The 24,577-nt window shown below is 64.5% G+C and carries 22 protein-coding genes and 1 pseudogene; 5 read left to right on the top strand and 18 right to left on the bottom strand.

Annotation, left to right across the window (positions count from 1 at the left end; all coding sequences use genetic code 11):
• Positions 1-158: 158 nt before the first annotated feature.
• The 8 genes from C404_RS39840 to C404_RS39805 form a co-directional block, all read right to left on the bottom strand.
• A complete protein-coding gene (locus C404_RS39840) occupies positions 159-974 on the bottom strand; it encodes a M55 family metallopeptidase (protein WP_021194357.1) in 816 nt (271 codons plus the stop codon).
• A 4-nt stretch (positions 975-978) separates the two neighbouring features.
• Positions 979-2,004, bottom strand: a complete 1,026-nt coding sequence (locus C404_RS39835; RefSeq protein ID WP_021194356.1) for a DmpA family aminopeptidase — start codon at positions 2,002-2,004, stop codon at positions 979-981.
• Between the two features lies 1 nt (position 2,005).
• The gene (gene gsiD / locus C404_RS39830; protein ID WP_021194355.1) at positions 2,006-2,917 is read right to left on the bottom strand and encodes a glutathione ABC transporter permease GsiD; all 912 of its coding nucleotides are present in this window, start codon (positions 2,915-2,917) and stop codon (positions 2,006-2,008) included.
• 10 nt (positions 2,918-2,927) lie between these two features.
• Positions 2,928-3,851: a glutathione ABC transporter permease GsiC gene (gene gsiC, locus C404_RS39825; RefSeq protein ID WP_021194354.1), complete on the bottom strand. Its 924-nt coding sequence runs from the start codon at positions 3,849-3,851 to the stop codon at positions 2,928-2,930.
• Between the two features lie 72 nt (positions 3,852-3,923).
• A complete protein-coding gene (gene gsiB / locus C404_RS39820) occupies positions 3,924-5,489 on the bottom strand; it encodes a glutathione ABC transporter substrate-binding protein GsiB (protein WP_021194353.1) in 1,566 nt (521 codons plus the stop codon).
• Between the two features lie 38 nt (positions 5,490-5,527).
• Entirely contained in the window at positions 5,528-7,375 is a 1,848-nt protein-coding gene (locus tag C404_RS39815; protein WP_167351977.1) for a dipeptide ABC transporter ATP-binding protein, read from the bottom strand.
• Between the two features lie 47 nt (positions 7,376-7,422).
• A complete protein-coding gene (locus C404_RS39810) occupies positions 7,423-8,385 on the bottom strand; it encodes an isoaspartyl peptidase/L-asparaginase family protein (RefSeq protein WP_021194351.1) in 963 nt (320 codons plus the stop codon).
• A 17-nt stretch (positions 8,386-8,402) separates the two neighbouring features.
• The gene (locus C404_RS39805) at positions 8,403-9,395 is read right to left on the bottom strand and encodes a MurR/RpiR family transcriptional regulator (protein ID WP_021194350.1); all 993 of its coding nucleotides are present in this window, start codon (positions 9,393-9,395) and stop codon (positions 8,403-8,405) included.
• A 239-nt stretch (positions 9,396-9,634) separates the two neighbouring features.
• On the opposite strand from C404_RS39805, the gene C404_RS39800 reads away from it, so the two are divergent.
• Both C404_RS39800 and C404_RS39795 read left to right on the top strand, forming a co-directional pair.
• Positions 9,635-11,572, top strand: coding sequence for an ATP-binding cassette domain-containing protein (locus tag C404_RS39800; protein WP_021194349.1), 1,938 nt, complete (start codon positions 9,635-9,637; stop codon positions 11,570-11,572).
• A 32-nt stretch (positions 11,573-11,604) separates the two neighbouring features.
• Positions 11,605-12,717 (top strand): CaiB/BaiF CoA transferase family protein, encoded by a 1,113-nt coding sequence (locus tag C404_RS39795; RefSeq protein ID WP_021194348.1) that lies wholly within the window; start codon positions 11,605-11,607, stop codon positions 12,715-12,717.
• On the opposite strand, the gene C404_RS39790 is transcribed toward C404_RS39795, so the two are convergent.
• The 4 genes and pseudogenes from C404_RS39790 to alr all read right to left on the bottom strand — a co-directional run bounded on the left by C404_RS39790 (position 12,700) and on the right by alr (position 16,395).
• Entirely contained in the window at positions 12,700-13,215 is a 516-nt protein-coding gene (locus C404_RS39790; RefSeq protein ID WP_021194347.1) for a DUF523 domain-containing protein, read from the bottom strand. The two genes, C404_RS39795 and C404_RS39790, sit on opposite strands and share 18 nt — an antisense overlap.
• 16 nt (positions 13,216-13,231) lie before the next feature.
• Positions 13,232-13,711, bottom strand: a complete 480-nt coding sequence (locus C404_RS39785; protein ID WP_012761867.1) for a disulfide bond formation protein B — start codon at positions 13,709-13,711, stop codon at positions 13,232-13,234.
• Positions 13,712-13,821: 110 nt separating this feature from the next.
• Complete coding sequence (gene radA / locus C404_RS39780) at positions 13,822-15,192, bottom strand: DNA repair protein RadA (protein WP_021194346.1); 1,371 nt, start codon at positions 15,190-15,192, stop codon at positions 13,822-13,824.
• A gap of 79 nt (positions 15,193-15,271) precedes the next feature.
• Positions 15,272-16,395 (bottom strand): annotated as a pseudogene (alr, locus tag C404_RS39775) (alanine racemase).
• Positions 16,396-17,041: 646 nt separating this feature from the next.
• Between alr and lplT the strand changes: the two are divergent.
• Entirely contained in the window at positions 17,042-18,358 is a 1,317-nt protein-coding gene (lplT, locus tag C404_RS39770; RefSeq protein ID WP_031329217.1) for a lysophospholipid transporter LplT, read from the top strand.
• Between the two features lie 10 nt (positions 18,359-18,368).
• On the opposite strand, the gene gcvA is transcribed toward lplT, so the two are convergent.
• The gene (gene gcvA, locus C404_RS39765) at positions 18,369-19,244 is read right to left on the bottom strand and encodes a transcriptional regulator GcvA (protein ID WP_031329215.1); all 876 of its coding nucleotides are present in this window, start codon (positions 19,242-19,244) and stop codon (positions 18,369-18,371) included.
• Positions 19,245-19,368: 124 nt separating this feature from the next.
• Here gcvA and C404_RS39760 point away from each other — a divergent pair, with 124 nt between their 5' ends.
• Positions 19,369-19,974, top strand: coding sequence for a LysE family translocator (locus C404_RS39760; protein WP_021194343.1), 606 nt, complete (start codon positions 19,369-19,371; stop codon positions 19,972-19,974).
• An 8-nt stretch (positions 19,975-19,982) separates the two neighbouring features.
• Here C404_RS39760 and C404_RS39755 read toward each other — a convergent pair whose 3' ends face one another.
• Genes C404_RS39755 through tsaB form a run of 3 tightly spaced genes read right to left on the bottom strand, consistent with a single transcriptional unit; the run spans position 19,983 to position 22,050 of the window.
• Positions 19,983-20,792 (bottom strand): uracil-DNA glycosylase, encoded by an 810-nt coding sequence (locus C404_RS39755; protein ID WP_021194342.1) that lies wholly within the window; start codon positions 20,790-20,792, stop codon positions 19,983-19,985.
• Positions 20,789-21,316: a ribosomal protein S18-alanine N-acetyltransferase gene (gene rimI, locus C404_RS39750; RefSeq protein ID WP_021194341.1), complete on the bottom strand. Its 528-nt coding sequence runs from the start codon at positions 21,314-21,316 to the stop codon at positions 20,789-20,791. Before rimI ends, C404_RS39755 begins: the two co-directional genes overlap by 4 nt.
• The gene (tsaB, locus tag C404_RS39745) at positions 21,313-22,050 is read right to left on the bottom strand and encodes a tRNA (adenosine(37)-N6)-threonylcarbamoyltransferase complex dimerization subunit type 1 TsaB (RefSeq protein WP_021194340.1); all 738 of its coding nucleotides are present in this window, start codon (positions 22,048-22,050) and stop codon (positions 21,313-21,315) included. The genes rimI and tsaB overlap by 4 nt, the downstream gene beginning before the upstream one ends.
• A gap of 150 nt (positions 22,051-22,200) precedes the next feature.
• Between tsaB and C404_RS39740 the strand changes: the two genes are divergently transcribed.
• Positions 22,201-22,470: an acyl-CoA-binding protein gene (locus C404_RS39740; RefSeq protein WP_021194339.1), complete on the top strand. Its 270-nt coding sequence runs from the start codon at positions 22,201-22,203 to the stop codon at positions 22,468-22,470.
• A 44-nt stretch (positions 22,471-22,514) separates the two neighbouring features.
• Here C404_RS39740 and C404_RS39735 read toward each other — a convergent pair whose 3' ends face one another.
• Positions 22,515-23,972, bottom strand: a complete 1,458-nt coding sequence (locus C404_RS39735) for a DHA2 family efflux MFS transporter permease subunit (RefSeq protein WP_021194338.1) — start codon at positions 23,970-23,972, stop codon at positions 22,515-22,517.
• A gap of 84 nt (positions 23,973-24,056) precedes the next feature.
• The gene (locus tag C404_RS39730; protein ID WP_021194337.1) at positions 24,057-24,527 is read right to left on the bottom strand and encodes an SRPBCC family protein; all 471 of its coding nucleotides are present in this window, start codon (positions 24,525-24,527) and stop codon (positions 24,057-24,059) included.
• Between the last annotated feature and the right edge of the window lie 50 nt (positions 24,528-24,577).

The raw sequence follows: 24,577 nt of genomic DNA, 5'->3' as shown, positions 1-24,577 counted from the left end.
TGTAACCGGGCGGAGGCGGGGAAAACTCGCTTCGCTCAGACAGTTCCCCGCCTTTTTTCCGCCCGCTTACAGAAATTCAAGGCGCCATCAAGGGCAGGTACGGCCAAACCGTCTGGATGCATGTGCTGACGCTGCGGCGTGCTCTCGCGGGCTCGTGCTCAGCGGAGCATCGCTGACATGGCGGAGAGGCTATTGAGCATGCGCACGGCGTGTTCGACCGAATCCGCTGCGAAACGCAACATCGTTCCATCCACACGTTCCAGCGCGGGCCACTGGCAGAACAGGTCGGCCAGCGCGGGCGTTTGCGTTTGCAGGCGGCACACGATGGGCGCTTGGATGCGCAGCGGCATGCTGAAGTGGCCGCGCTGCACAGTGGCCTTCACGGCTGCGTAAATCGCTTCGCACGACTGCTCGGGCGAGAGCGATGTCCCTGCGTTCTGTCCTTCGGCCTGCTTGGTCTCGACAAACGTGGTGTGCGGCAGCAGCGGCTTGGTCTCTTTGATGAAGACGTCGTCGCCGCTGGCCACGGCCACGGGCACGCCGCGTTCGCCAGCCAGGGCACCGTAGAGGCCGGCCTCGCCCAATTCCTGCTCGTTGAACCAGACGCGCGTGAACGCGAAGCTGTTGATGGTGTGCGCCAGCACACCACGGCTGCCGGCACGGGCGTGGTAGCCGATCATGCAGACGGCCGCGCAGCCGTCCACGCCGGCCATCATGCTCAGGTAGCGCGGTTTGCCGAGAACGAAGCGTGCGCGGCGGTCGATCGATTCGGGGATGAGGTTGCGGAAGCCGCCGTGCGAATCGTTGACGAGCACGTCGGTCGCGCCGCCGTCGAAGGCGCCGCGCACGGCGGCGTCAGCCTCAGCGGTCATCCAGCGGCGGGCGCGCTCATACTCGCCGTTGCCGGCGCGTGTCTGCTCGGTGTGGAACACGTTGGCGACGCCTTCGATGTCGGCGGAGATCAGGATGCGCATGAGTTCAGAGTAAGTCGGTCAGGGCGCGGCGCGTGTGGCCGTCGCGGCCGGTCACGGCTTCGGCATGAAACAACGCGTGCACGATGGCTTGTTCGACGCTGTCGGCAGCGGCCTGGAACAGCGGGTCGAGGTGCGATTCGTGCGTCATGGCAGTCGACGGCATGGCGCGTGTGCCCTGGTGTGGCACGGTGTAGGCCGTGGAGAACGCCAGCGCGATGTCGCCGCTGCCGTGGCCGTAGACGGAGCCGGTGCGCGCCAGGCCCGCACCAGCACGCAAGGCGAGGCGACGCAACTGGCGGGCGTCGAGCGGCGCGTCGGTGGCGAGCAGCATGATGATCGAGCCCTTCTCAGGCTCGGGTGCGCCAGCGGCGATTGCCTTTGCCAGCGCTGCGCCAACGTGGTGCCCGGCCAGCGTCAGGTTTTCCGTCACGCCAAAATTGGAGAGCACCAGCGCGCCCACCGTGCGTTGCGAGCCGTCGGCCAGCGTCGCCACGCGCGAGGCAGAGCCGATGCCGCCCTTCACGCCAAACGACGACATCCCTCGCCCCGCGCCGATCGCGCCTTGCTCGAATGTCTGGCCGGCTGCGGCATACGCAGCTTCGTAATGCACGTCCTGCACGGCAAACGCCTGCAGGTCGTTCAGATAGCCGTCATTGCATTCGAAGACGAGCGGGTTGACGGTGGACCACGTGCGGCCGATCTGCGGATTGGCATCCACGGCCTGGCGAATCTGCGCCTGCGCCACGGCGCCCACGGCAAACGTGTTGGTCAGCGCGATCGGGGTTTCCAGCACGCCAAGTTCTTCTACCTGCACGAGGCCAATGCTCTTGCCGAAGCCGTTAATGACGGCGCAGGCAGCAGGCACCTTGTCGACGAACGGGTCTCCGGCGTGCGGGCGTACCACGGTCACGCCGGTCTGGATGTCGCCGCCAGCAATCGTGGCGTGGCCGACGGTGATGCCCGCCACGTCCGTGATGCTGTTGCGCGGCCCCGCCGGCAGCGCGCCGATAGTCGGAAGGCTGATGGGCATATCAACGGCGGTCGATCTTCGGGTCCAGCGCGTCGCGCAGGCCGTCGCCGAGCAGGTTGAACGCCAGCACGGTCAGGAAGATGGCCAGGCTCGGGAAGATCGCCACATGCGGTGCCGTCACCATGTCGGCGCGCGCTTCGTTGAGCATCGCACCCCACTCCGGCGTGGGCGGCTGCGCACCGAGGCCCAGGAACGAGAGGCTGGCGGCGGTGATGATCGACGTGCCGATCCGCATCGAGAAATACACGACGATGGACGAGATCGTGCCCGGCAGGATATGCCGCATGATGATCGTCCAGTCCGATGCGCCAATGCTGCGTGCGGCCTCAACGTACGTCAGGTGCTTGAGCATGAGCGTGTTGCCGCGCACCAGCCGCGCAAACGCCGGGATGCTGAACACCGCCACGGCAAAGATCACGTTGATCATGCCGTTGCCCAAAATCGCCACGATGCCGATGGCCAGCAGAATGCCGGGGAAGGCGAACAGCACGTCGGAGATGCGCATGACGATGCGGTCCCACCAGCCTTCGTAGTAGCCGGCCAGCAAGCCGAGCACAGTGCCGATGACGGCGCCGATGATGACCGACACGAAGCCCGCTTCCAGCGAGATGCGCGTGCCCATCAGGATGCGGCTGAAGATGTCGCGGCCCAGCGAATCGACGCCGAACCAGTGCTGCGCCGACGGGCCGGCATTGAGCGCATCGTAGTCGAAATAGTTTTCCGGATCGAACGGCACGATGTGTGGCGCGAGAATGGCGATCAACGCCAGCGCGATCACGAACACCCCGGCACCCATCGCCAGATGCTGTTTGCGGAATTTGCGCCAGAACTCCGTCCACGGGGTGCGGACGGGTTCGGTTGTGGCTTGCGGCGTTTTTGGCACGCCCGCGGCCGGACTGGTTGTCTGCGTCATGGCCGTCTCCTTACTTCTTGTAGCGGATGGTCGGGTTGATCACGGTGTACAGCATGTCCACCACTAGGTTGATCAGGATGAACTCCAGCGAGAACAGCAGCACCTCGGCCTGGATGACCGGGTAGTCGCGCATCTCCACCGCATCCACCAGCAGGCGCCCGAGGCCCGGCCAGTTGAACACCTTCTCCACCACGATCGAGCCGCCCAGCAGGAAGCCGAACTGCAGGCCCATCATGGTCACCACCGGAATCATCGCGTTGCGCAGGCAATGCTTGATGACCACCACTGTCTCGCGCACGCCCTTGGCACGGGCGGTACGCACAAAATCTTCTTGCAGCACTTCGACAAACGACGCGCGGGTGAAGCGCGCCATCACGGCGGCCACGGCAGCGCCCAGCGTGATCGACGGCAGGACATAGTGCTTCCAGGTATCCGCGCCGATGGAGGGCAGCCAGCCGAGCTGCACGGAGAACACCTCCATCAGCAGCATGCCCAGCGCAAACGCCGGGAACGAGATGCCGGACACGGCCAGCGTCATGCCCAGGCGGTCCGGCCATTTGTTGCGCCACACGGCGGAGGTAATGCCAATCACCATGCCAAAGATGACTGCCCACACCATGCTGGCGATCGTCAGGTTGAGCGTAGGCCAGAAGCGCTCGCCAATCTCTTCGCTCACCGGGCGCTTGCTCCGCAGCGACGTACCGAACTCGCCGCGCACGGCGTTGGTGAAAAAGCGCACGAACTGCTCGGGCATCGGCTTGTCCAGGCCCAGGTCGCGGCGCACGAGGTCAACCGTCGCCTCGTCGGCTTCGGGGCCGGCAGCCAGGCGCGCCGGATCCCCCGGCAGCAGGTGCACGAACAAGAACACCAGCACCGCCACAATCAGCAGTGTCGGGATCACGCCCAGCACACGTTTTACGAAGTAGTTCAGCATGGCAAATCCACCACAGACGGCAATTCAATGGCCCGCGCACAGGCTGCACGCGGGCCGGTACAGCATTGAGGCTTACTGCTTGATGTCGATGTCGTCAAAGCTGAACGAAGCGTCTGGCGCGACATACACACCCGACAGGCGCTTGGAACGCGCGTAGACGATCTTCTCCGTCACCAGGAAGGCCCAGGGCGCGTCTTCCCAGATGCGCTTCTGCGCGTCGGTGTAGAGCTTTGCTTTTTCAGCACGATCGGTCGTGCGCAGGGCTCCGGCGATGTCGGCGTCCACCTGATCGTTCTTGTAGTACGCCGTGTTCAGTTGCTTGGGCGGCATCGATTCCGAGGCCAGCAGCGGACGCAGTGCCCAGTCGGACTCACCGGTCGAAGACGACCAGCCGATGTAGTACATACGCACACCCGCATCTTCCGGCTTCTGCACGCTCTCGACCTTCTCGACACGCTGACCGGCTTCCAGCGCCTGCACTTGCGCCTTGATGCCGACCTGCGCCAGTTGCTGCTGCACGAACTGGATGATCTTCTGCGCGGTCGTGTGGTTGTAGGCCGACCACAGTTGCGTCTCGAAACCGTTCGGGTAGCCGGCTTCCTTCAGCAGCTCTTTCGCCTTGGCCGGGTTGTACGGCCACGGGCCCAGCTTGACGGCGTAATCCACGCCCTGCGGCACCACACCGTCCTGCGGCACTGCATAGCCCGAGAACGCCACCTTGGTCAGCGCGTCCTTGTTGATGGCGTAGTTGATAGCCTGGCGCACCTTCGGGTTGTCGAACGGCTTCACGCGCGTGTTGAACGTGATGTAGCGCTGGATGATCGACGGCGCCGCAATCAGATCCACCTTAGGGCTTGCCTTGAGCACCGCAGCCTGCTCGAACGGAATGCTGAACGCGAAGTCCGCTTCGCCCGTCTGCATGACGGTGGCACGCGTGTTGTTGTCCACCACCGGCTTCCAGGTGATGGTGTCGATCTTCGGCAGGCCTTGCTTCCAGTAGCCGTCGAATTTCTTGCCCTTCAGGTAATCAGTCTGCTTCCACTCGACAAACTCGAACGGGCCAGTGCCGACCGGGTGGAAGGCGATGTCCTTACCGTACTTCTTCAGCGCCGTGGGCGAGATCATCGCGGCCGAGGGGTGGGCCAGCACGTTGATGAACGGCGAGAACGGCTCCTTGAGCGTCACGCGTGCGGTGTACGGGTCCACCACTTCGGTCTTGGCCACGCGATTGAACAGCACAAAGCGCTTGAGCTTGTTGGCCGGGTCCGTCACGCGGTCCAGGTTGGCCTTGACGGCGTTGGCGTCGAACGTCGTGCCGTCGTGGAACTTCACGCCCTTGTGCAGCTTGAACGTGTAGACCAGGCCGTCCTTGCTCACGTCATAGCTTTCGCACAGCACGTTGACGAGCTTCATGTCCTTGTCGAAGCCGAACAGGCCTTGATAGAACGACTTGGCGGCACTGAACGACAGCGTGTCGTTGGCGTCGTACGGGTCCATCGTGGTGAAGGTCGAGTAGACCGCCATCACGGCGTCCTTGGCGGCAAAGGCCGGCATGGTGAATGCCGCCAGGGCCAGGCCGCTGGCAACCATCGCTGCGCGCGGTGCCGAAGTGAATCGATGAGCAAATCGATTGAACATGTCCTTCCTCCTCAAAGAAGTGTTTGACTTCACTACGTTCAGTAAGCGCCGCCAATCGAATGGCGGGCAACAAAGTGGTCTGGCGCCACTTGCACCAACGGCTGCACCACCGGCAGGTCGCCAATGGCACGGATCGGGCTGGGGATTTCGTGCGTGGAAAGCTCGCGCTTCAGGTGCCGGCGTGCCGGGTCCGCAATCGGCACGGCCGACATCAACTTCTTCGTGTACGGGTGCTGCGGGTTCTCGAAGATCGCGCGGCGCGGGCCGATCTCGACGATCTGGCCGAGGTACATCACCGCCACGCGGTGGCTGATGCGCTCCACCACCGCCATGTCGTGCGAGATGAACAGGAACGCGACACCGAATTCCTTCTGCAAGTCGAGCATCAGGTTGACGATCTGCGCCTGGATCGACACGTCCAGCGCGGAGACCGACTCATCGGCGATCACCACCTTCGGGTTCAGCGCCAATGCACGCGCAATGCAGATGCGCTGACGCTGCCCGCCCGAGAACTCGTGCGGATAGCGCGACGCGTGCGCGGGCTGCAGGCCGACCTTGTCGAGCAGCCACTCCACACGTTGCTGCGCCTCTTTGCCGGACGCCACCTTGTGCACCAGCAGCGGCTCCATGATGGAGTAGCCGACCGGCACGCGCGGGTCCAGCGAGGCGAATGGGTCCTGGAAGATGAACTGGATGTTTCGGCGAAGCGTCTGGAGCGCGTGGCCCTTCAACTCGCCGATGTTCTGGCCGGCAAATTCGATGCTGCCGCTCTGGCTGTCCACCAGACGCAAGAGCGACCGTCCCGTCGTCGACTTGCCGCAGCCCGATTCGCCGACCAGCGCCAGCGTCTCACCAGGGTAGAGATCAAAACTGACCTGCTCCACCGCATGCACCCGGCGCGTGACACGGCCGAAGATGCCCGTGGGCACGTCAAAGCGCGTGACGAGATCACGTACGCGCAGGATGGGTTGTACGTCGTGCGAGGCGGCCAGTTGCGGTGTCGTATCGACCTCAGCAGCAGTCCCGTCCACACGCAACAGCGGAAAACGCGCCGGGCCATCGGTGCCCTGCATCGAGCCCAGGCGCGGCACCGCCGACAGCAACGCACGCGTGTACGGATGCGCCGGCTGCGCAAACACCGTGGCCGACGGGCCCTCTTCCACACGGTCGCCCTTGTACATGACGAGCACGCGGTCGGCCACCTCAGCCACCACACCCATGTCGTGCGTGATGAACACCACCGCCATGTGCAGCTCCTGCTGCAGTGCCCGGATCAGCTGCAGGATTTCGGCCTGGATGGTCACATCCAGCGCCGTGGTCGGCTCATCCGCAATCAGCAGCGACGGCTTGCACGACAGCGCCATCGCAATCATCACGCGCTGACGCATGCCGCCCGACAGCTGGTGCGGATAGCGTCCCAGCACGTTGCGCGCTTCCGGAATGCGCACCAGCTCCAGCATGCGCAGCGCCTCGGCCTTGGCCTCGCTGGGCGACTTACCCTGATGCAGGCGGATCGATTCGGCAATCTGCTCGCCCACGGTAAAGACCGGGTTGAGCGAGGTCATCGGCTCCTGGAAGATCATCGCGATATCGGCACCGCGCACGCCGCGCATGGCCGACTGGCTGGCGTTCGCCAGGTCCAGCACCTCGCCATTGCGGCGGCGCAAGTGCATGTGCCCGCCGACGATCTTGCCGCCGCCGTGTTCCACCAGCCGCATCAGCGCCAGTGACGTGACCGACTTGCCCGAGCCCGATTCGCCCACCACGGCCAGCGTCTCGCCACGGTCCACATGGAAGGACAGGTTGCGCACCGCGTCGACCACGCGCTCGGACGTGGCAAAGCGCACGCTCAGGTCCTGCACCTGCACGATGCGCTGGTCGGGCATCGCAATGGCGCTGTGCTGTTTGGCTGTTGTCACGGCAACTCTCCTGCTTAGCGATAGATCGACACGACAGGCGCCTCGGCGCCACGTGCGAACCCGCGGTACATCCCTTCGGTGTTGAACGGCAAGGCGACGTTGCCCTGCGCATCCACGGCGATCATCCCGCCACGGCCATTGATGGCCATCAGCTTGCGCATGACCACATCGTCGCTCGCGTCGGCCAGCGACTTGCCGGCGTATTCCATCTGCGCAGCCACGTCATAGGCGGCCACGGCGCGGATAAACATCTCGCCCGTGCCGGTGCACGACACGGCGGCCACGTTGTTGGCGAAGCATCCCGCGCCAACGATCGGCGTATCGCCCACGCGGCCAACCTTCTTTTTGGTGACGCCGCCCGTGGAAGTCGCCGCCGCCAGCCGGCCCTGCGCATCACACGCCACGGCGCCCACGGTACCGAACTTGCTATCTGGGTCGATAGGCGCGTTTTCCTTGGCCATGAGCGATGCCGCGTCGTGATCGAGCAGCGCCATGCCGTCTTGCTGGCGAGCGCGCTGCCACTGGGCGTAGCGCGCTTCGGTGTAGTAGTAATCCGGCTCGACGAATTCCAGGCCCTGCGCCTGCGCGAACGCCTCAGCGCCTTCGGAGGTGAACAGCACGTGTTCGCTGCGTTCCATGACCGCACGAGCGGCCAGAATCGGGTTGCGCAAGCGCTTGACGCAGGTGACTGCGCCGGCGGCCAGCGTGGCGCCATCCATGATCGACGCATCCAGTTCATACGTGCCGGCGCTGGTCAGCACCGCGCCCTTGCCGGCGTTGAACAACGGGCATTCTTCGAGCAGGCGCACAGCTTCGGTCACGGCATCGAGCGCGCTGCCGCCGTCGACGAGGATGCGCTGGCCTGCTGCCAGGATGTCGTTGAGCGCCTGCTCATAAGCGGCTTCTTTGTCGGCGCTCATGGCCGTGCGGGTGATGGTGCCGGCGCCACCGTGGATGGCAAGAATGGGCGTGGTCATGGGTGGCTCTATGAAAATCAGTTTTCAGCGGTGCGCTTGCGGCCGCGTCGAGTGGTGGGGGCGTTGGCCGCGTCATTGCCTTGCGCAGCATTGGTGCGCGAGGCCTGGCCGGTGTGCAGCCACGGCAGCACAAATTCAGTCAGGCGCTCGGCCGATTCCAGCGAATGCGCAGACCGGTGTGCCACCGCTCCGCACAGCGCTTCGAACAGCGCCACAGCGGCCGTATCGGACGTCGCCGAAAACTGCCGCTCCGGACGTGCATACAGCGCAATGTCGGCCAGCGGCGCGAGCGGCGAGGTTGGACCATCCGTCAGCGCCAGCACCTGGCACCCCTGATCGCCCGCCTGCTTGGCCAGGGTGATCGTGTCCGCCGCATAGCGCGGGAAAGCAATGGCAATCAGCAGATCCTTCTGCCCGATCTTGCGCAGTTGGCGGGCCGCGTCAGACGCCCCACCCGGCTGCGAAACGGAGATCACCGTGTCGCAATACAAATCCAGCCCGTGGCGCAGCAGGCCCGCGAGATAGCCACTGGCGCCAAAGCCCATCACGTAGATGCGCTGGGCGCTCAGGATGGCGTCCACCGCGCGCTCGCAAGCGGCAGGGTCGAGCATGCGGCGCGTGGCATCCAGGTTGGCTATATCTTCGTTGAGCGACGCAGCAAAAATCTCCGCGCTGGTAGCCGGACGCGCCAGTTCGTGGCGCAGCTTCTCTACCGGTGCGAGCGTTGCTTCGAAACCGCGCAGCAACTCAGAACGAAACTGCGGATAGCCATCAAAGCCCAGCGCCAGCGCAAAACGGTTGGCTGTGGCAATCGACATCTCCACCGCGGCGGCAAACTCGTCGATGCGCATGGTGGCCGCGCGAAACGGGTTCGCCAGCACGTACTCGGCCATGCGCTGGTGCGCGGGCGTGAGCGTAGCCAGCGTGGCCGCAATGCGGTCGGAGACCGTCGCTTCGGCAGCAAATGCGCCTTTCGACACATCCGTACGCTTGCTGGTGGATTTCGCCATCGTCCTGGGCCGTGAAAATTTTGTGTAAATGTATTTTCACGAAACGACCATGTAAAGAAAAAAACTTTCACGAAGGCCTATGGTTTTCCCTAGGTCGAAAGCGGGTGCACAGATTGCGGGCCAGCGCCGCTGCCTCATGGTGCGATGCACCTGTCCAAACGCTCACGGTGCGCCAGGATCGTGCGCCGCAGCACGTTACAATCGCTCCCTTCTTCGATTGTCCTCAAGCGCAGTTTTTCGTGATCCGATTCGACGACCTCGTCCTCCAGCGCGGCACCAAGGTGCTGTTCGACCACGCCACCGCCACCCTCAACCCCGGTGAACGGGTCGGCCTTGTCGGCGTGAATGGCAGCGGCAAGTCCACGCTGTTTTCGATGCTGCGCGGCGAGCTGCATGCTGACGGCGGCGAAGTCGCCATCCCGCCCACCTGGCAGGTTGCCCACGTGGCGCAGGAAACGCCTGCGGTGGACCGCAGCGCGCTGGACTACACGCTCGACGGCGACACCCGCCTGCGCGATATCGAACAGCGCCTGGCCGCCGCCGAAGCCGCCCACGACGGTCACGCCCAAGCCGAAGCCCACACCGCCTTTGCCGATGCCGATGGCTACACCGCCCCGGCGCGCGCGCAGGCCCTGCTGCTCGGTCTCGGGTTCACGATGGCGCAGACCACGCAGCCGGTGGCGAGCTTCTCCGGCGGCTGGCGCATGCGGCTGAATCTGGCCCAGGCACTGATGTGCCCGTCCGACCTGCTGCTGCTTGATGAACCGACCAACCACCTGGACCTGGATGCCGTGGTCTGGCTGGAAGACTGGTTGTCGCGCTACGCCGGCACGCTGGTGATGATTTCGCACGACCGCGAATTCCTCGACGGCGTGTGCAACGTCACGCTGCATATCGAGCATCAGAAGCTCAAGCGCTACGGCGGCAACTACACGCAGTTTGAGACGCAGCGCCTGCAGCAGATGGCGCTGCAGGAAGCATCGTACGCGCGCCAGCAGAAGCAGATCGCGCATCTCGAATCGTTCATCACGCGTTTCAAGGCCAAGGCCAGCAAGGCCAAGCAAGCGCAGAGCCGCGTCAAGGCGCTGGAGCGCATGGAGCGTCTCGCGCCCGTGCATGCGGCGGCGGGCTTCTCGTTCGAATTCCGCGAACCCGATGCGGCGCCCAACCCGATGCTCACGTTCGAGGGCGTCGATTGCGGCTACCCGGGGGCCAGCGAAGACCAGCCCATCACGATCCTCAAACACCTGACGTTCTCGATCCAGACCGGCCAGCGTATCGGCCTGCTGGGCGCCAACGGCCAGGGCAAGTCGACGCTGGTGAAAACGCTGGCCGAGACGCTGGCACCGCTCTCGGGCACGATCCGCCGCGGCAAGGGCCTGCAGATCGGCTACTTCGCTCAGCACCAGTTGGAAACGCTGGACGACCACGCCTCGCCGCTGCTGCATCTGGCACGCCTGGCGCCCGACGTGCGCGAGCAGGAGCTGCGCGACTTCCTCGGCAGCTTCAACTTCCGCGGCGACATGGCGACCGCGCCCATCGAGCCGTTCTCCGGCGGCGAGAAGGCACGCCTGGCGCTGGCTCTCATCGTCTGGCAGCGCCCCAACCTGCTGCTGCTCGACGAGCCGACCAACCACCTGGATCTCGACACGCGTGAAGCGCTGACCATGGCGCTCGCCCAGTTCGACGGCACGCTGATCCTCGTCTCGCACGACCGGCACTTGCTGCGCGCCACGACCGACCAGTTCCTGCTGGTGGGCCAAGGCACCGTCGCCCCGTTCGACGGCGATCTGGACGACTACCGCGACTGGCTGCTCAAGCAGGCCGCTGCCAAGCGTGCCGCAGCCAGCGCGCAGACGGCGTCAACCGATGCGGATGGCATGCCGGCCGTCAATCGCCGTGACCAGAAACGCGAAGAAGCCGCCGAACGTCAACGCCTGAACGCACTGCGCAAGCCGCTGCAAAAGAACGTCGACACGATCGAAAAGCGCATGGCACCGCTGCAGAAGGAAAAGGCCGAACTCGAAGCCTTCCTAGCCGATGGCGCGGCATATGAAGACGCCAACAAGACGCGAATGATGGAAAGCCTGCGCCGCCAGGCCGAGATCAACACCGAACTCGACCAGTTGGAAGAACGCTGGCTCGAGCTGCACGAACAACTCGAACAAATCAGCTAAGGCTGGCGTGTCCGGCCAAGGAGACCTTGTTGATGACAACCCCGTCGCCGGACACCGCCACCTCGACCAGCCAGCCGCTGGCCGGCGTGCGCGTGCTCGACCTCACGCGCCTGCTGCCGGGCCCTGCCGCCACCCGCCACCTGGCCGATCTCGGTGCCGAGATCATCAAGATCGAAGACCCAGGCCCCGGCGACTACGCCCGCGACATGATGCGCTCCCCCGCCGACCGCGCGGCCGAACGCCCAAGCCTGTTCTTCCGCTCGCTCAATCGCGGCAAGACCGAAACGCGGCTGGACCTGAAACTCGCTGAAGACCGAGAAGCGCTCATCGAACTCGCGCGCCATGCGGATGTGCTGATCGAGAGTTTCCGCCCCGGCGTCATGGCGCGCCTTGGGGTCGGCTGGGAGACGCTGCGCGCAGCCAACCCGGCCCTGGTGATGTGCTCCATCAGCGGCTACGGCCAAGACGGCCCGCTCGCGCAGGCCGCCGGCCATGACATCAACTACGTCGGCTATGCGGGCATGCTGGACCAGCTCACCAGCGCTGACGGCACGCCCATCGTCCCCAACGTGCAGATCGGTGACCTGCTTGGCGGTGCGCTGACGGCGGTGGTCGGCATCCTGGCCGCACTGGTCGATGCGCGCGCCACCGGCCGCGGCCGCTACGTTGACGTATCGATGACGGATTCGGTGTTCGCGCACAACCTGATGGCGTTCTTTGCCGTCGGCACGCGCGGCAAGACAAGCCGGGCCGGTGCGGATCTGCTCAACGGCGGCGTACCGTGCTACGGCGTCTACCGCACGTCGGACGATCGCTTCATGGCTGTTGGCGCCTTGGAATTGAAGTTCTGGCAGGGGATGTGCGACGTACTAGGCAAGCCCGAATGGAAAGACAAGCACTGGGCCCTTGGCCAGCGCGTCGGCGGCGATGATGCGCTCGCCCTTCGCGACGAAATCGCTGCGCTGTTCCTGAGCGCCACACAGGCCGAATGGGCTGCGCGCTTTGCTGATGCCGACTGTTGTGTCACGCCCGTGCTGCGCATGGAAGAAGCCCTGCAGCATCCGCTCTTTACCGAGCGCAACAGCGTGGTAAAGGAAAACGGCGAGCCTGTCCAGCTCGCCCTGCCGCTACGATTTGCCGACTGAATCGGCACGGTCCAGCGCATCGAGCAGATGCGCAGCCTCTTCCAACTGGTGTTGGCTGAACACGCGGATACCGTGCCGGCGCAGCAGCGCCGCGGTCACGCCTTCACCGGGTTGCAGTTGGCTGGAGAACGTACCGTCGTAGAGAAAGGTGGAGCCGCAGGAAGGGCTGCGCTCGGTCAGCACGGCCACCTGCACGCCGGCTTCTCGCGCCGCCTCCAGGGCACGTTGCGCGCCCAGTAAAAACGCATCGGTCACATCATGACCATGGTGCTCGACCACGCGGGCAGCCCCGCGCAGCACTGCAGCACCGCCGCCCTCACCATGGATTTCCGCTGGCAGACGCGGCACCGGCAGGCCGCCGGCCATCTCGGGGCACATTGGCACGATGCGCCCTTCCATCTGCCAGCGCGCCAGGATGCCGCCTTCGGTGACGACCGTGCCGCCGTCATAGCGTACCGGCTGGCCCAGCAGGCAGGCACTCACCAGCACGCGTTGCATGGTCGGCGGCTCCGGCTTAGCGGCGCTCGCGGCGGATCATCCCCACCACCAGCGTCAACGACAGAATCAGCAGCCAGATCAGCGACCACACCGGCACCGACAGTCCCAGCACCGGCGGCATCGGCCCAACGCACAGACCATCGGCTTCGAATACCTGCGGCAGCCATTTCGCTGTGGGCAACGCATTGACCCAGTTCTCGATCGGGTCGATACCGCATGTCGCCTTCGGGTTCAGCAGCAGCGATACGTGATACCCCGCCACGCACAGGCCGGCCAGCCCGGACAGCATCCCCAGCCCGTGCCACAGCAGCCGCGTGGCCGACGACAGCGCCGCCAGCAGCGAGAACACGCCAATGCCAAGGAACGCGAACCGCTGCAGGATGCACAGCGGGCAAGGCTGGAGCCCCTCAACGTGCTGGAGGTACAACGCATAGCCGACCACCCCAAAGGAGATCACGGCAATCAGCAGGAAAAAGGCGCGCGAATTGGCTTGCATGGCGGCGTCGGCTCAGAGGCGTCTTAGAGAAAAGTTGGCGGATTATCGCATTGCAACGGCACGTGCATTTTCAAATGGCGCGCGCGACATCGTTGCGAATTTTTGAAGGATCAGGCTTCCAACGCCCGCACACGATCAATCGCCTGCTCGATGCGCTCGACAGCAATCACCTCCAGCCCATCGATCGGCTGCTTGGGTGCGTTCGATTTCGGGATGACAGCAATCGAAAAACCCAGTTTGGCCGCTTCCTTCAATCGCTCTTGGCCGCGCGGTGTGGGACGGATCTCGCCCGCCAGACCGATCTCACCAAACACCACCAGCCCACGCGGCAGCGGCTTGTTGCGCATGGACGAATGGATCGCCAGCAACACCGCCAAATCCGCCGCCGGCTCGGTGATCTTCACCCCGCCCACGGCATTGAGGAACACGTCCTGATCAAAGCATGCAATGCCTGCGTGACGGTGCAGCACCGCCAACAGCATCGCCAGACGGTTCTGCTCCAGGCCCACCGCCAAGCGGCGCGGGTTCGGCACATTGGCGGTATCTACCAGCGCCTGGATCTCTACCAGCAGCGGCCGCGTGCCTTCCTGCGTGACCAGCACGCATGAGCCTGGCACCACCTGTTCATGCTGCGACAGAAACAGTGCCGACGGATTCGCCACCCCGCGCAACCCGCGCTCCGTCATCGCAAACACGCCCAGCTCGTTGACGGCGCCAAAGCGGTTCTTGAACGCGCGCACCAGCCGGTAGGACGAATGCGTATCGCCCTCGAAATACAGCACCGTATCGACGATGTGCTCCAGCACACGCGGGCCCGCCAACGCGCCTTCCTTGGTCACATGGCCGACCAGGATGGTGGTCACATCCAGCCGCTTGGCAATACGCGTGAGTTGCGCCGCGCATTCGCGCACCTGCGCCACAGAACCCGGCGCGGAGGTCAACGCCTCCGAATACAGCGTCTGGATGGAATCGATAACGACGACTTCCGGCTTTTCCGTCTCAATGGTTGCCTGGATGCGTTCGAGCTGAATCTCCGCCAGCAGCGCCAGATTCTGGCTCTCGATGCCGAGGCGATGCGCACGCAGCGCAATCTGCGAGCCGGATTCTTCGCCGCTCACATACAGCACACGCCGTGTGGCCGACAGGTTGGACAGCGCCTGCAGCAGCAGCGTCGACTTGCCGATGCCCGGATCGCCGCCGATCAGCACCACACCGCCACCGACCAGGCCACCGCCCAGTACACGGTCAAACTCATCGATACCGCTGGAGAAACGCGGCACATCTTCCGCATCAATCTCCGACAGCTTGCGTACCGTCGCGCTCGATGCCAGCGATTGGAAACGCGCGCCTGCGCCAGAGGCCGGCTGCGCTACGGTTTCCACCAGCGTGTTCCACTGCTGGCAATGCGGGCACTGCCCCGCCCATTTCGGCGCCGTGCCACCGCATTCGGTGCACGTATAGACCGTCTTGCTCTTGGCCAAACAACCCCCTGCTTGCGGCCGCTACGCTTGTCGGGCGGCCGCTTGATCTTCGTATTGCGTGTGTAACTTGGCGCGACGCTCAGGCTGCCTTGCCGAGCTCGCCCGCGTCCGCAGTCTCAACCGGCTCGACGGTGACCGGCACGCGCGGCGCGACCGCGCACATCAGTTCATAGCCGACGGTACCCGCGGCATGCGCCACATCATCGATGGGCAGACCTTCGCCCCACAGCGTGACGGACGTACCAACGCGGGCGTTCGGCAGGTTCGACAGATCGACGGTAATCATGTCCATCGACACGCGCCCCACCGTGTGCGTGCGCTCGCCATCAACAGCACCGGCGTGAACTGGTCGCCCCAACCTGGGGCATGGCGCGGGTAGCCGTCTGCATAGCCGCACGCCACCACGCCGATGCGCATCGGGCGCTCTGCCACGAAGCGCGAGCCGTAACCGATGGTGTCGCCCGGCTGCAAATCCTGGATTGCGATCAGTTCGCTCTTGAGCGACATGGCCGGCATCAGGCCCGTGCCTTCGATATCGCTGGCCAGGCCCGTCGGCGAGGCGCCGTACATGATCACGCCCGGGCGCACCCAGTCGCGATGCGCCTTCGGGTGCCACAACGTGGCGGCGGAGTTCGACAGCGATGCCTCGCCCGGCAACCCTTGCGTAGCCAGTTCGAAGGCAGCGAGCTGGTGCTCAATGCCGCGCGGGCCATCCGCATCGGAAAAATGCGTCATGTGGACGATGGTGCCAACGCCGGAGATGGCGCGGGCACGTTCCCACGCAGCCCGGTAAGCCGCCGGCATGAAGCCGAGGCGGCTCATACCGGTGTTGATCTTGAGCTGTACGCTGATCGGCCCCTTCAAGCGCGCCAATTCCAGCATGCGCAGTTGGTCTTCGCTATGGACAGTCGTGGTCAGGCGGTACTGCTCGACGACAGCGAGGTCTTCAGGCTTGAAGAAGCCTTCCAGCAGCAGAACCGGTCCTTGCCAGCCAAGCTGGCGCACGCGGACGGCTTCATCGAGATCGAGCAGCCCGAAACCATCGGTCTGGCGCAGGCCTTCGTAGGCGCGCTCGATACCGTGGCCGTAGGCATTGGCCTTGACGACCGCCCACACACGCGAGTTCGGGGCGTGGCGGCGGGCAACCTGGAGATTGTTGGCAAGTGCGGGGCCGTGGATGACGGCCTGAATGGGTCTTGGCATGACGGCAAACCTGCAGAACGTTGGAGCGATGGCGCGCTGGTGGTGCGGCATCGGTGTTGCAATGCAATAAATATTGCGAGGCCGGCGAACGTGCAGCGGCCGGCCCCGAGCGATCAGCGTTCTATTTGACCACAGGACGCCAACTGGTTCGCACCCACAGGCCGATCGGGAAAAAGAAAGTGCGCCGCCGTCACCGGAAGCGCACAAGTTTCATGTTATAAAGCCGTTCAAATTAGGCATGGGCAAACATACGTGATGCATTGGCTGCATAAGGAAAGTTGGGCAACAGCCACTTCTTTTTGCGTGACCGCATCGCACCCGGGTTTGACCATGTGCGCAGGCGAGACAAAAAGACGTACCGAGCGGAACGCATGCCTCGGACGCCTGTCAGTGAAGATTCCTACGGTTGCCCGGCGATGCGTGTCTTGCAGCACCGAACTGGCCCGATAAAGGGAACCACAGCCAGGGGAGCCCGCGCGGGCGGCGGCATGCATGCTGCACTCGCGCACCTGTGCGCTGCACGGCCGGTCAGCCGATGCATCGTGCAGCCGGCCGCCTGGGAGGGAAGCTTCCGTACGCCGGCACAACGTCTGCGCGTCGTGAAGACGGGATTGGCACCGCGATCTACGGGGACGAATTCGAAGGTATGAAGAAGGGTTTTTACACCATCATGGCGGCGCAGTTTTTCTCGTCGCTCGCCGACAATGCGCTGCTCATCGCCGCCATCGCCCTTCTGACAGAGATGCATGCGCCGCAGTGGATGACCCCGCTGCTCAAACTGTTCTTCGTGCTCTCTTACGTTCTGCTTGCCGCCTTCGTGGGCGCCTTTGCAGACTCCCGGCCCAAGGGCCGCGTGATGCTCATCACCAATGCCATCAAGCTGATCGGTTGCGGCGTCATGCTCACCGGCGTACATCCGCTGTTCGCCTACGGCGTGGTGGGCTTTGGCGCGGCAGCGTATTCTCCGGCCAAGTACGGCATCCTTACCGAACTGCTCCCCCCAGAAAAACTGGTTGCCGCCAACGGCTGGATCGAAGGGCTGACGGTCAGTTCGATCATCCTCGGCACGGTGCTGGGCGGCGCACTGATCTCCAAGCACGTGTCGACGTGGCTGTTGGCGTTTGATATTCCCGGTCTGGAAGCCATCGACACGCCTGCGGAAGCGGCCATGCTCGTCATCATGGCGATCTACCTGATCGCGGCGCTGTTCAATCTGCGGATTCCCGACACCGGTGCGCGCTACCCGCAGCAAGAGAAGAACCCGGTACGCCTGATCTCCGAATTTGCCGACTGCTTCAACGCGCTGTGGCGCGACCGGCTGGGCCAGATCTCGCTGGCGGTGACGACGCTGTTCTGGGGCGCGGGCGCCACGTTGCAGTTCATCGTGCTGAAGTGGGCGGAGCAATCGCTTGAGCTGAACCTGTCGCAGGGCGCCATTCTGCAGGCCGTAGTGGCCGTGGGTGTGGCCGCCGGCGCCATGGCGGCGGCGGTGAAGATCCCGCTGCGCCGCTCACTCGATGTGCTGCCGGTGGGCGTGGCGATGGGCGCGGTCGTCATGCTGATGGCGTTCTATACCAAGCACACGATTCCCGAAGTCACGTTCCACATCGGCGAGTTCAAGTTGCCGCTGTACATGCTGATCGCCTACCTGTTCCTGATGGTGGTGGGCGCGATGTCGGGCTTCTTCGTGGTGCCGATGAATGCATTGCTGCAGCACCGTGGGCACGTGCTGCTCTCGGCAGGTCACTCGATCGCCGTGCAGAACTTCAACGAGAACGTTTCGGTGCTGCTGATGCTGTGCCTGTACGCCCTGCTCATCAAACTCAACGTGCCCGTGAGCATCGTGATCGTGTCGTTCGGCATCTTCGTGTGCATCACGATGGCGCTGGTGATGCGCCGGCATCGCATCAACGAGAAACTGTTCCACACCGCCGCCCTCATCGGCGAGGACAAGCACCACTGAGCAAGCACCACTAAGCGTTGCCGCGTGCCTCCGCCAGGAGCCACGCGCGAAACGCCGCCACCTCGGGCCGCCCGGCCGAGGCACGCGGATACACCAGCCAGTAGCTGAAGTCGTTCGGCATGCTCACGTCGAACGGCTGTACCAGCCGCCCGGCCGCCAGGTCGTCTGCGGCGAGCAGCAACCGGCCCAACGCCACGCCCTGGCCTTCCACGGCCGCCTGCAAGACCATCCCCGCATCGTTGAAGACCACACCCGACGTACGCCGGGGCGGTATCACACCAGCATGCTCGAACCACGCGCGCCAGGCACCCTTGGGTTCGTCATGCAGTAGCGTGGCATGGCGCAAGTCAGCTGGCGCTGCCAATGACTCTCGCAACGCCGGGCTGCACACGGAGCTCAGGTACTCACGTGCGATGAGGTCGGCCTTCAGGCCGGGCCAGCGGCCCAACCCCGAGCGGATACCAATGTCGAAGGTGTCGTCGGTATGGACCCAGAGCGTGGTGGAGGTGGTCAGCTTCAGCTCGATCTCCGGATGCTGCACGCGGAAGCCGCCCAGCCTCGGCAGCAGCCAGCGTGACGCAAACGACGGCAACGCGGTGATACGCAGCGTGTCTTGCGCGCGCCCGCTCAAGCGCGCAGTCGCCTCCACCAGACCATCGAACAGATGCGTCAGCTCAGATAGATAACTGCCCCCTTCCACCGTCAACGTCAGTGCATGACCGCGTCGGGCAAACAGTTTCAAGCCAAGCCAGTCCTCCAACTGCCGCACCTGGTGGCTGATCGCCGCCTGCGTGACGCACAGCTCGGCAGCGGCGCGGGTGAAGCTCAGGTGGCGCGCGGCAGCTTCGAAGGCTCGCAGCGCACCCAACGGCGGCAGTCGTCGCATGGTGTTTGTTCGATAACCCTGGTTGATCGAAGCCATGAGGATAGATCGTTTGGCACCGCATCGCGCACCTCGTCTAATGGCGGCTTCGGCGCACCCCGCGCCATCGTCATTGGAGACCAACACCATGCTCGCTTGGGAACTGTGGGCCGCCTTCTTCGGCTACGCCATTCCGATGGTCATCAGCCCCGGTCCGGGCAACACATTGCTGGCGACTGCCGGCGGGCGCTTCGGCATCCGTGGCTCAGTCCCGTTCTGGCTGGGCTTTGAAGCCGCCAACCTGGTGCTATGCCTGATCTACGGCCTAGGGCTCGGCCGCGTGCTGCACGACTATCCGGCCCTCGAGCTGGCGTTGAAATGGGTGGGCGTGCTGTATCTGCTCTATCTCGCCAAAGGCTTCCTGATGCCGACGGCCAAAGGCGCTGCGGAAGAGCGTGATACCTCGCGCCTGGGTTTTGGCGCGGGCTTCTTCTGCGTGATGGTCAACCCGAAGATCCACTCGATGATCGTCGTGATGTTCGCGCAGTTCCTGAAGCCGGGCGCAAGCATGGCGACACAGGCGGCCATGCTGACGGCAGGCTTCATGCTCGTGGGCGTGACGTGCCACTTCCCCTGGATTGCGGGCGGCAAGGTGGTGCTGCAGCGCTTCCGCTCGCCGCGGGCGCTGCGCATTCAGGGGTGGATCTTCGGGCTATGCATGCTCGCGGTGGCGGCGTATGTCGCCCTCACCTGAGGACGATGCTATTCGCCGCCGTGCTCTGCATAGACCTTGCGCGCGAGGCACAGGTCTTCCCACGCGCGAGCCTTGTCGGTGAGCGTGCGCAGCAGATAGGCCGGGTGATACGTCACCACCACGGGCACGCCTTCCACCTCGTGCACCTTGCCGCGCAGCTTGCTCACAGCCGTCTGTGTCTGTAGCAGGTTCTGCGCGGCAACTCGGCCCAGCACAACGATGATGCGTGGCTTGACCAGCGCAATCTGGCGCTTGAGATACGGGTCGCACATCGCCGCCTCGTCCGGCTCCGGATCACGGTTGCCTGGCGGACGGCATTTGAGCACGTTGGCGATGAACACGCCTTTCTCTCGGGAGAGACCGACAGCGCGCAGCATGCTGTCGAGCAGCTTGCCGGCCTGGCCGACAAAGGGCTCGCCTTGCTTGTCTTCGTTCTCGCCTGGGGCCTCGCCGATCAGCATCCACTCGGCCTGGCGGTCACCAACACCAAAGACCGTATTGGTCCGGCGCTCGCACAATTTGCACGACGTGCAATTGGAAACGGCGTCTTCCAGCTGCGCCCAGTCGAACGCTGCAATGCGTTGCGCGCGGGGCTCGGCAGCATCGTTTGGCGCTTCAGCCGCGTGTGCCACTTCGGGGAATACCTCGATGCGCGCGACGACGGGTTCCGGAGCCGCAACGGCAGTCTCAGCGACAACCGGCTCGGCAACGGCAACCTCGACGACCTCAGCAACTTCCACCTCGGCCGGCTCGGCACCACGCAGCACCCATTCGTTGGAAACGCCCAGCGCCTCCAGCAGGCGAGATCGACGATTCATGCTGCCTCCACCCCGCTCGCTTCGCAGACGATGCGCATGACAAGCGCGTCTTCGCGTGTGCTGTTCTCGGCCGGGTAATAGCGTTTGCGGCGGCCGATCTCGGCAAACCCCACGCGGTGATACAGCGTAATCGCGCCGGTATTGGACGGCCGTACTTCCAGCAGCAGGCTGCCAAAGCCATGCGCGAGCGTCAGCGCCACTGCCAAACGCAACAGCCAACGCCCCAGCCCCTGTCGCTGCCAGACGGGAGCCACCGTCACGTTCAGCAGGTGCATCTCGTCAACCACCGGCATCAGGATCAGGTAGCCCGCGACCTCGTTGCCTCCGTCACGCAGCACGATGCCGAGGTGACCCGACTTGAGCGAATCCTCGAAGTTGCCGCGCGACCAGGGAAACGCAAACGCGGCCTGCTCGATAGCGGCGACGCCGCCCAGATCCAGCGCTGTCATGCGTTCGGCGCGCCAGCCGGCGGGCAGCGGCGTCTGCGCGGTCACGCTGGCCAGTGCGTTGTCGATCAGGCTCATGCGCGCAGTCCTGCCGCGGCCTTGGCCTGCTGCACGGCCTGACGCTCTTCAATGGTGAGTGCGACCTTGTCGCGCACGTACAGCGGCGCGGCATCCTCGGGGCGGACCGTGTGGCCCGCAGCCAGCAGGCGCAGCCCGAGCGCGGCGATCTCGCGCGCATGCGGTGCCACCTCGGGCAGCACGGTGGTCGCGCCGGTCGCAGCGGTCAGTTGGTCGCCGAATACCGTGGTGGCATTGCCGACCAGCCAGTACGGCTGCGACGGTGCGATCACGGCTTGAGGGCCACTCACCTGGATGGCCGTAAGCGCATGCCAGCCCGAAGCCTCCTGTGCCGTATCGGCAGGGACGAAGCTGGCCCAGTAGCACTCGTCCATCCGCGCATCGAGTGCAACCGTCACCGCCGTGCCGGCGGGCAATGTTGCGCGTGTCTGCTCCGCGCATGCCACCAGCGAGTTGACCGGCACCACAGGCAAGTCGGCGCCAAACGCCAGACCCTGCGCAACCCCGCAAGCGGTACGCAGCCCGGTGAAGGAGCCAGGCCCTGCGCCGAAGGCAATCGCAGCGCAATCAGCCAGCGCGATGCCGGCCTCGGCCAGCAATTCGCCGGCGGCCGGCAGCACACGGCTGCTGGAACGCGCGCCGGTGTGCTCATGGCGGAACAGCGTGCGCGCGCCGTCACCAAGGGCGACGGAACAGAACTCGGTGGAGGTATCGAAAGCAAGAATCCAAGGCATGGCCGCATTGTACCGGCTGGTGTGACGGCTGAATGCGCAAACCCGTACCCAGTCATGCGGAAAACCGAAGCCATCCTCGAATTCAAACGGCCCGACCGCACGACCCCGGCGCTATCATCGCCAGACCATTGTTTTCAGCCGGGAATCATCATGAGCGACCTGCAAGCCCGTTTCGACCAAGCCCAGATTGACGTCAAGGGCCTCTCCGAGCGCCCCGCCAACATGACGCTGCTGCGTCTTTACGCCCTCTTCAAGCAAGGCAGCGAAGGCGATGCGCACGGCGACAAGCCGGGCTTCACCGACATCGTCGGCCGCTACAAATTTGAAGCCTGGGAAGGCCTGAAGGGCACCTCGCAAGACGACGCCAAGCAAAAATACATCGACCTCGTCGAAGAACTGAAGAGCGGCGCGACGACCTGATCGTTGCCTCGTCAGACGAAAAACCGGGCCTCGTGCCCGGTTTTTTATTGCGCGGCGGGAATGGCAGATGGCACCTCGCGGCGCCGCATGCGCCACGCAGCCAGCACCGCCAGCGCGCACAGCGTGCCGAGAAAAATGAACGTCTCGTCAAAGGCCAGGATGCGGGCATCCGGGTCGACCGCCGCCCCGTGCACGGTTTCGATGCCGCGTGACGCGAGCCGCCATTGCAGGAAGATGCCCGTGGCCGACACGCCAATCGCCCCGCCGAGCTGGCGCAGGAAGTTAACCGCGCTGGAGCCCTGCGGGATCAGCGTGAAATCGACACCGCGCATGGCACCAAGACTGAGTGATGGCAGCACGAAACCCAGCCCGATCCGGCCAATAACAGCAATCGCGATCAGCAGCAGATAGCTCGTGGCTCGGGTGTTGGTCGCCATCAGGAAGAAGGACACTGCCAGCGCGGCCAATCCGAACGACACCAGCCGGAACGGCTCGATACGGTTGGTCAGGCGCCCCGCCAAAATGATGGTCACGGCCAGCACCAACCCGGCCGGCAACAGGACCAGCCCCGCACGCGACGGCGCATAGGCCAGTGCCACCTGCATATACACCGGCACCAGATACGTCGAGCCGTATAGTCCCGCCCCATAGATAAAGGCGACCACCGCCCCCATCGCAAACTGCCGGTAGCTGAACAGCCGCAGATCCAGCAATGGCGACTCCACCCGCCGCTGCCAGAAGACGAAACCCGCGACGCACGCAGCCGCCACAGCCATCAGCATGACGCCGTGCGTGGCATCGGTATGCAGCGCCACCAACCCGTTGAGCAGCGATACCGTGGCCGCACCGATCAGCAGCAAACCGCGCCAGTCGAGCGGCTTGGGCTCACCGGCCATGGACGAGTTGAGCGCCATGAAGCGCCGCGCCATCACCCAACCCATCAGCGTGAACGGCACCACCACGAAAAAGATCGAGCGCCAGCCGAACAGCTCCACCAGAAAGCCACCCACGCTTGGGCCCACTGCAGGCGCCAGCACCACGCCAAAACCGAACAAGCCAAATGCCTTACCCTGCTCACGCTCCGGAAACACGCGCAGGATCAGGATGTTGGGCAGCGGCTGCATGATGCCGGCGGCAATGCCCTCCACCACCCGCATGGCGATCATCACCTCGTAGTTGGGCGACAGCCCACCGGCCAACCCACCCAGCCCCAGCAGTAGCAACGCGCCGATGAACGTGCGCCGCAACCCAAAGCGCAACAGCAGCCAGGGTGTCAGCAGCATCGCTAGCGTCATCGCCACCATGAAGCTGGCGGACACCCACTGCGCGCGCTCCTGTCCGAGCACGAAATGCCGGCTCAGATCAGGAATCGCCACATTGACGATGGTGGCCGAAATGACGGACGACACCGCGCCCACCATCAGCGTGAACAACACCAGCCACTTGAAGCGCTCGCCGTAGCGGGCACGCAGGGCTTCCAGGGTGGGTGTGAATGTCGTCATGGTCTCGTTCTAGTGATGTGAGACGACTTGGGGGACAAGCCCTGCCCGGTGCGTCCTCCACGCATCGGGCGGGCGGTGTCGCAATCAGCCGAGGCGGCCGGTGGCAGCAATCTCGCGGATGCGGCGCACGGTGTCGATATCGCTCTCGCGATAGGCCGATTTGACGATCTCCGAGTAACGCGTGTCGCCGGTTTCATCCGCGCTGGGCAGCGTGGTGTCGTAGACGAATCGGATGAACGCCGCGTTGGTGTCGTTCGTCTCGATCGTCATGGTGAGCGAGCCGCCGGCGTGTTCGCCCGTGGCAGCGGTCGTGTAGGTCACGCGCTTGTGCGGTTCGAGGGTCACGCGATCCTGGATGCGTGCCTTGCCGAAGCGCAGTTCACGCTCGACCCAGCCATCGCCTTCCGCGGTGATGATGCATTCGTCCAGGCTTTCGACAAATTCGGTTTGCTCCCGCACGCGCAGCACCAGGCCTTGCCAGATCTGGTTGAGGGTGAGCGTGTCGATCAGGGGGTTCAGTGGATCGTTGACTTCCACCAAGTGTTCAAAGCGCAAAGCGGCCTCCGCAAGATTTCCCGACATTATCGCGCGGCAACGGAAAAATG

The sequence above is a fragment of the Ralstonia sp. AU12-08 genome, from assembly GCF_000442475.1.
Classification (GTDB): Bacteria; Pseudomonadota; Gammaproteobacteria; order Burkholderiales; family Burkholderiaceae; genus Ralstonia; species Ralstonia insidiosa.
This window is presented reverse-complemented; position numbering and strand designations above follow the sequence as displayed.